This is a genomic window from Rathayibacter sp. RFBD1 (assembly GCF_002932915.1).
Taxonomy (GTDB): Bacteria; Actinomycetota; Actinomycetes; order Actinomycetales; family Microbacteriaceae; genus Rathayibacter.
Genome location: NZ_PSWQ01000032.1, coordinates 1 through 5,445 on the forward strand (window position 1 = coordinate 1; position 5,445 = coordinate 5,445).

The window sequence follows — 5,445 nt, forward strand, 5'->3', positions numbered from 1 at the left end:
GCTCGCCTCCTGATCCGACCCCGGGCCGGGCGGAGGGGGGGCCGCCCGGCCCGGGGTCGGATCAGGAGGCGAGCAGCGCCTCGGTCTCGCGGCGCAGCTCGAGCGCCTCGGCGAGGGACTCGTCGATGATGACGTCGTCCCAGCCGACCGTCGCGCCCTGCGCGATGTCGTTGCGCAGCTCGACGTGGTGGGCGAGCGCGACGGGGAGGGCGCCGGTGGCGACCGAGTGCTTCGCGGAGACGAGCTTGCCGTAGACGGTGAAGCCGCCCTCTCCGTCGAGGAACTCGCCGGCCTTGAGGTCCTTCTTGGCCGTCGCGACCACGTCGCCGTAGAAGCCCTCGGGGTGGCCGGTCGAGATGCCGCGCAGGGCGGCGTTGGCGATCGACATGTTCAGCTCGAGGCCGACGTAGTGGTACGGGCGGTAGAGCGCCGCGTACTGCTTGGTCGGGTCCGGGTGCCACGGGTACTCGTCGAAGCAGGTCGACACGTAGGGGTTGGTCGCCTTGACGACGACGTAGACGCCCTCCTGGGTGTTGTGCGGGATGAGCGCGCCGTCGCGGGTGACGCTCGACATCACGTCGACGGTGCCCTCGTGGTCGAGCGCTCCGCCGATCGAGCGGGGGCGGCTGATCGTGGCGATCTCCTCGACGTCGCCGGGGGTGAAGGTGAGGCCGGCGTCGGAGGGGACGAGCCCGGCCGCGTTGGCGACGGCGGCCATCTCGATGGCGGCCTTGGTGCCGTCGCGGAACGAGGTGTGCATGTAGGGGTTGAGCTGGCCGGAGTCGGTGAGCTCCTTGCTGAACTCCCAGTTCTCCCAGACGTTGTCGGGGTTCATCTGGTGGTAGTGCTCGAGGTACTTGGCGCCCTTGCCGGCGCAGACGACGTCGAAGCCGCTGGTGCGGGCCCAGTCGACGAGCTCCATGATGAGGGCCGGCTGGTCGCCGTAGGCCATCGAGTAGACGATGCCCGCCTTCTCCGCCCGCTTGGCGAGCGCCGGTCCGGCGAGGGCGTCGGCCTCGACGGTGACCATGATGATGTGCTTGCCGGTCTCGATCGCGCGGAGGGCGTGGTGCACGCCGACGATGGGGTTGCCGGTCGCCTCGACGATGACGTCGATGTCGTGCTCGAAGAGGACGGCCGCGTTGTCGACGATGGTGGTGGTGCGGTTGGCGAGCGCCTCGGGGATGTCGGCGGCCATCGCCTCGGCGGGCCAGTCGACCAGCTCGAAGGCGCCGCGGGCCCGGGCCACGTTCACGTCGGCGATGGCGACCACGTGGACGCCGGGGATGTTGCGCGCCTGCGAGAGGTACATGGTGCCGTAGCGGCCGGCGCCGATCAGCCCGACGCGGATGGGGCGGCCCTCGCGTTCGCGATCGCCGAGGAGTTTGTACAGGTTCACGTTGACCTCTCTGGTCCGGTGGCGCACGGACGCGGAGAGCCGCCGGTGAGGGCGGTGGACGTCGTCGTCGTGCGCAGTCTTCTTCGGAGGAATTCTGCTGACCGGTCGGGGTGGAACCGGTACCAGTTTTGTACCAGCGCCCGTTAGGCTGTGTCAACAGCAGTTCGCATCGCGGCGTTCGACGAGGACCCCGCCGGCCCCCGGGAGGACCCGTGCAGAAAGCTCCGACGATCCGCGACGTCGCCCGCACCGCGGGCGTCTCGGTCTCGGTCGTCTCCCGCGTGCTCAACGACGGCACCGGTCCGGTCGCTGTCGACACCCGGCGCCGGGTGGTCGAGGCGATCGACGAGCTCGGCTTCCGCCCCCGCGCCGCCGCCCGCGAGCTCAGCCAGGGGCAGGCCCTCGCGATCGGCCTGGTCCTGCCCGACCTCACCAACCCGTTCTTCGCCCGCCTCGCCGACAAGGTGGTCTGGGAGGCGCGCGCCCGCGGGGCCCAGGTGCTCCTGGTCACCACGCAGGAGGACTCCCACGTCGAGGGCGAGTCGCTCACGAGCCTGCTCGACCGCTCCGTCGGGGGCGTGATCGCCACCCCCTCCGGCGACAACCTCGAGAAGTGGTCGCGCCTGCGCCGTGCCGGGGTCGACGTGGTCTTCGTCGACCGCACCACGCCCGGGCTCGACGACGTCGACGTCGTGAGCATCGGCAACTCCGCCTCCGCCGCCCGGGCCACCGACCACCTGATCGCGCTCGGCCACACCCGGATCGCGATCCTCTCCGGACCCGCGCACACCTCCACCGGCCAGGCCCGCGTCGCCGGGTACCGCGCCTCCCTCACCGCGGCCGGCCTGCCGCTGGACTCCACGCTCGTGCGCGACGTGCCCTTCCGCGGCGACGTCGGCGGCGAGGCGGTCGCCGCCCTCCTCGCGCTGCCGGAGCCGCCGACCGCCCTCGTCGTCGCCAACACCGCGCAGGTGCGCAGCGCCGTGCACCGGCTCTTCCAGCTCGGCATCCGGATCCCGGAGGCCCTCTCGGTCGTCGTGTTCGACGACAACCCGTGGAGCGAGCTGGTCACCCCGCCGCTCAGCGTCGTCCGCCAGCCGATCGACATGCTCGCCCGTCACAGCGTCGAGCTCGTCCTCGCCCGCATGCAGGGCCGCCTCCCCGAGGCCCCGCAGCACATCGAGGTGCAGGCCGACCTCGTCATCCGCTCCAGCTGCGCCGCACCCCCGCGGCGCTGATCCTCTCCCCCTCCGAAAGGCACGCCATGTCCGATCCCGTCGTCGTCACCGCGATCTTCACTCCCGCCGAGGGGCAGCGCGACGCGCTCGTCGCCGCCCTCTCCACCGCCATCGCGGAGGTGCACGAGGAGGAGGGCTGCGAGCTCTACGCGATCCACGACTCGCCCGACGGCACCATCGTCATGCTGGAGAAGTGGACGAGCGGCGACCTGCTCGACGCGCACGGCGCCGGCGAGCCGGTCGTCCGCCTCAACGCGGCGATCCGCGGACTCGTCGCCCACCCGCCCGTCGTGACGCGGCTCGTCCCGATCCCGGCCGGCACCTCGCAGCAGGGCGAGCTCTAGCACCCGGGGGCGGGGCCGCTCCGGATCCGGATCGCGCCTCCCGCCGGAAACGCGCGCGAAACAGCGGAGGCCTACGGTCGGGAGCGACCCCGCCGCCCCGGCCGCTCCCTGGAGGATCCGCATGCCCCGCCCCGCCTTCCCCGCCCCGCCCAGCGCCGAGCTGCACATCCACCTCGAGGGCACGATCGAGCCCGAGCACATCGTCGAGATGGCGCGCCGCAACGGGGTCGCCCTGCCCACCGAGGATCTCGACGCCCTCCGCGCGCGGTACTCCTTCACCGACCTCGCGTCGTTCCTGGAGCTGCACTACTCGAACCTCACCGTGCTGAAGACGGAGCGGGACTTCTTCGAGCTCGCGACCGGCTACCTCGACCGGGCGCAGAAGGCGAACGTCCGCCGCGCCGAGATCTTCTTCGACCCGCAGACGCACCTCGGCAACGGCGTCGCGCTCGACACCGTGATGAGCGGGATCACCCGTGCGCTCGGTCGGAGCGAGGAGACCCACGGGATCTCGACGGACCTGATCATGTGCTTCCTCCGCGACCTGGGCGCCGACGCGGCCGACGAGATGCTGACGGCGATCCTCCCCTGGCGCGAGCACATCATCGGCGTCGGGCTCGACTCGAACGAGGTGGGCTTCGGCCCGGAGCTGTTCGTCGACGTCTACGCGCGCGCCGCGGCGGAGGGACTGCGCCTGGTCGCGCACGCCGGCGAGGAGGGCGGGCCGGAGACGGTCGCGGCCACCGTCGAGCTGCTGAAGGTCGAGCGGATCGACCACGGGATCCGCGCGATGGAGGACCCGGAGGTGGTCGCGATGCTCCGCGAGCGCCGCATCCCGGTGACGGTGTGCCCGCTGTCGAACGTCGCCCTGCGCGCGGTGGACACGATGGCCGACCACCCGCTGCCCGCGATGCTCCGCGAGGGACTCGTCGTGACGGTCTCGAGCGACGACCCGCCCTACTTCGGCGGCTACGTGGACGAGAACTACCGCGCCCTGGTCGAGGAGCTGGGGATGGACGACGCGCAGCTCGAGCAGCTGGCGCTCAACTCCTTCGACGCGGCGTTCATCACGGAGGAGGACCGCGAGCGCTGGCAGGCGGAGGTGCGCGAGCACTTCGCGCGGTGAGCGCGTCACTGCCCGGAGAACGATCGTTCCCACCTCTCCCCGCGCGCTGAGCCCTCGTTCCGCGGCCCCCGCCTCCGCGCCCGCCCTACGCTGGCCGGATGACCCGATCCGACGGCACGCGATGAGCTGGGTGCTCCTCACCGGCGCGATCCTCACCGAGGTGACGGCGTCGCTCGCCCTCCAGGCCGCGATCGAGTCGCCGGGCTGGTACGCCCTCGTGGTGGCGGGCTACCTGGCGGCGTTCGTCCTCCTCAGCCGGGTGCTCAAGGCCGGCATGCCGATCGGAGTCGCCTACGGCGTGTGGGGCGCGTGCGGAGTCGCGCTGACGGCGGTCCTCGCGGCCGTGCTCTTCGGGCAGCCGCTGACGGGCGTGATGACGATCGGGCTGGTGCTGATCATCGCGGGCGTGCTGCTGGTCGAGATCGGCTCGCAGCGAGCGCAGGCCGCGCGCCGGGCGGTGCGCTGATGGCCTGGCTGCTGCTCTCGGGCGCGATCCTCACCGAGGTCGCCGCGACGATGAGCCTCAAGCCCGCGACGGACGGCCGGAAGCGCTGGTACGTCGTGGTCGGAGTCGGCTACGTCGTCGCGTTCTCGCTGCTGGCCGGGGCGCTCGCGCAGGGCATGCCGATCGGGGTGGCCTACGGGATCTGGGCGGCGGTCGGAGTCGCGCTGACGGCAGTGCTCGGCCGCTGGCTGTTCCAGGACCCGCTGACCTGGACGATGCTCGGCGGGATCGGCCTGATCATCGCCGGCGTGCTGCTGGTGGAGCTCGGGCACTGACCGGCCGAGTGTCGTCGCGGCGGGGCGCCCCCCGATCAGCGGCCGTCGCGGCGGGAGCGCGCCTCCTCAGCCGTCGTCGCGGCGGTAGCGCGACGGAGTCACCGGTTGTCGCGGCGGTACCGCGCCTCGCGGCCGGCGATGTGGAGGCCGAGCCCGGTGACGGCGACCGCGAAGGCGACCAGCACGCCGATGAACGCGATCTCGTCGCCCGCTCCGACCGCCACGGCCGCGACGGCGAGCCCGATCAGCGCGAGGGCGAGCACCACGGCGCCGACGATCTCGAGAGGGCTCCAGGCGGTCATGGCTCCAGCGTGCGCGCGGAGCGGCGCGCGGGCAAGGGGCGGCAGGCGAACAGGACACGACGTCCCGCCGACCGCGGAGGTCCGCGCGGGTCCCAGCACACGACCCGTCCGCCCGGACGTCGGTCGACCGGGTGCTGCGGATCGCGGAGCTCGTCCGAGGCGGTCCGCGGTGCGAGCCCGCTCCGTCCGTCCCCGCCGGAACGCCCCCGCCCGTTCGCCCCGCCGCCGCGCCCGCCCTTAGGCTCGACGGCGTGAC

7 protein-coding genes are annotated in these 5,445 nt (G+C 72.7%); 5 read left to right on the top strand and 2 right to left on the bottom strand.

Annotated features, from left to right (window positions below; translation table 11 throughout):
* Window positions 1-61: 61 nt before the first annotated feature.
* Window positions 62-1,399 (bottom strand): NAD(P)H-dependent oxidoreductase, encoded by a 1,338-nt coding sequence (locus C5D50_RS16185; protein WP_104251308.1) that lies wholly within the window; start codon window positions 1,397-1,399, stop codon window positions 62-64.
* A 212-nt stretch (window positions 1,400-1,611) separates the two neighbouring features.
* On the opposite strand from C5D50_RS16185, the gene C5D50_RS16190 reads away from it, so the two are divergent.
* The 5 genes from C5D50_RS16190 to C5D50_RS16210 all read left to right on the top strand — a co-directional run bounded on the left by C5D50_RS16190 (window position 1,612) and on the right by C5D50_RS16210 (window position 4,887).
* The gene (locus C5D50_RS16190; protein ID WP_104284035.1) at window positions 1,612-2,637 is read left to right on the top strand and encodes a LacI family DNA-binding transcriptional regulator; all 1,026 of its coding nucleotides are present in this window, start codon (window positions 1,612-1,614) and stop codon (window positions 2,635-2,637) included.
* 26 nt (window positions 2,638-2,663) lie between these two features.
* A complete protein-coding gene (locus C5D50_RS16195; protein ID WP_104224889.1) occupies window positions 2,664-2,981 on the top strand; it encodes a putative quinol monooxygenase in 318 nt (105 codons plus the stop codon).
* Window positions 2,982-3,102: 121 nt separating this feature from the next.
* Entirely contained in the window at window positions 3,103-4,107 is a 1,005-nt protein-coding gene (locus C5D50_RS16200; protein ID WP_104224890.1) for an adenosine deaminase, read from the top strand.
* 121 nt (window positions 4,108-4,228) lie between these two features.
* The gene (locus C5D50_RS16205; protein WP_104273489.1) at window positions 4,229-4,573 is read left to right on the top strand and encodes a multidrug efflux SMR transporter; all 345 of its coding nucleotides are present in this window, start codon (window positions 4,229-4,231) and stop codon (window positions 4,571-4,573) included.
* Entirely contained in the window at window positions 4,573-4,887 is a 315-nt protein-coding gene (locus tag C5D50_RS16210) for a multidrug efflux SMR transporter (protein WP_104239710.1), read from the top strand. The genes C5D50_RS16205 and C5D50_RS16210 overlap by 1 nt, the downstream gene beginning before the upstream one ends.
* Window positions 4,888-4,985: 98 nt before the next feature.
* On the opposite strand, the gene C5D50_RS16215 is transcribed toward C5D50_RS16210, so the two are convergent.
* Window positions 4,986-5,189 carry a hypothetical protein gene (locus tag C5D50_RS16215; protein WP_104284036.1) on the bottom strand — a complete coding sequence of 68 codons (204 nt, stop codon included), beginning with the start codon at window positions 5,187-5,189 and terminating at the stop codon, window positions 4,986-4,988.
* Window positions 5,190-5,445: the final 256 nt, after the last annotated feature.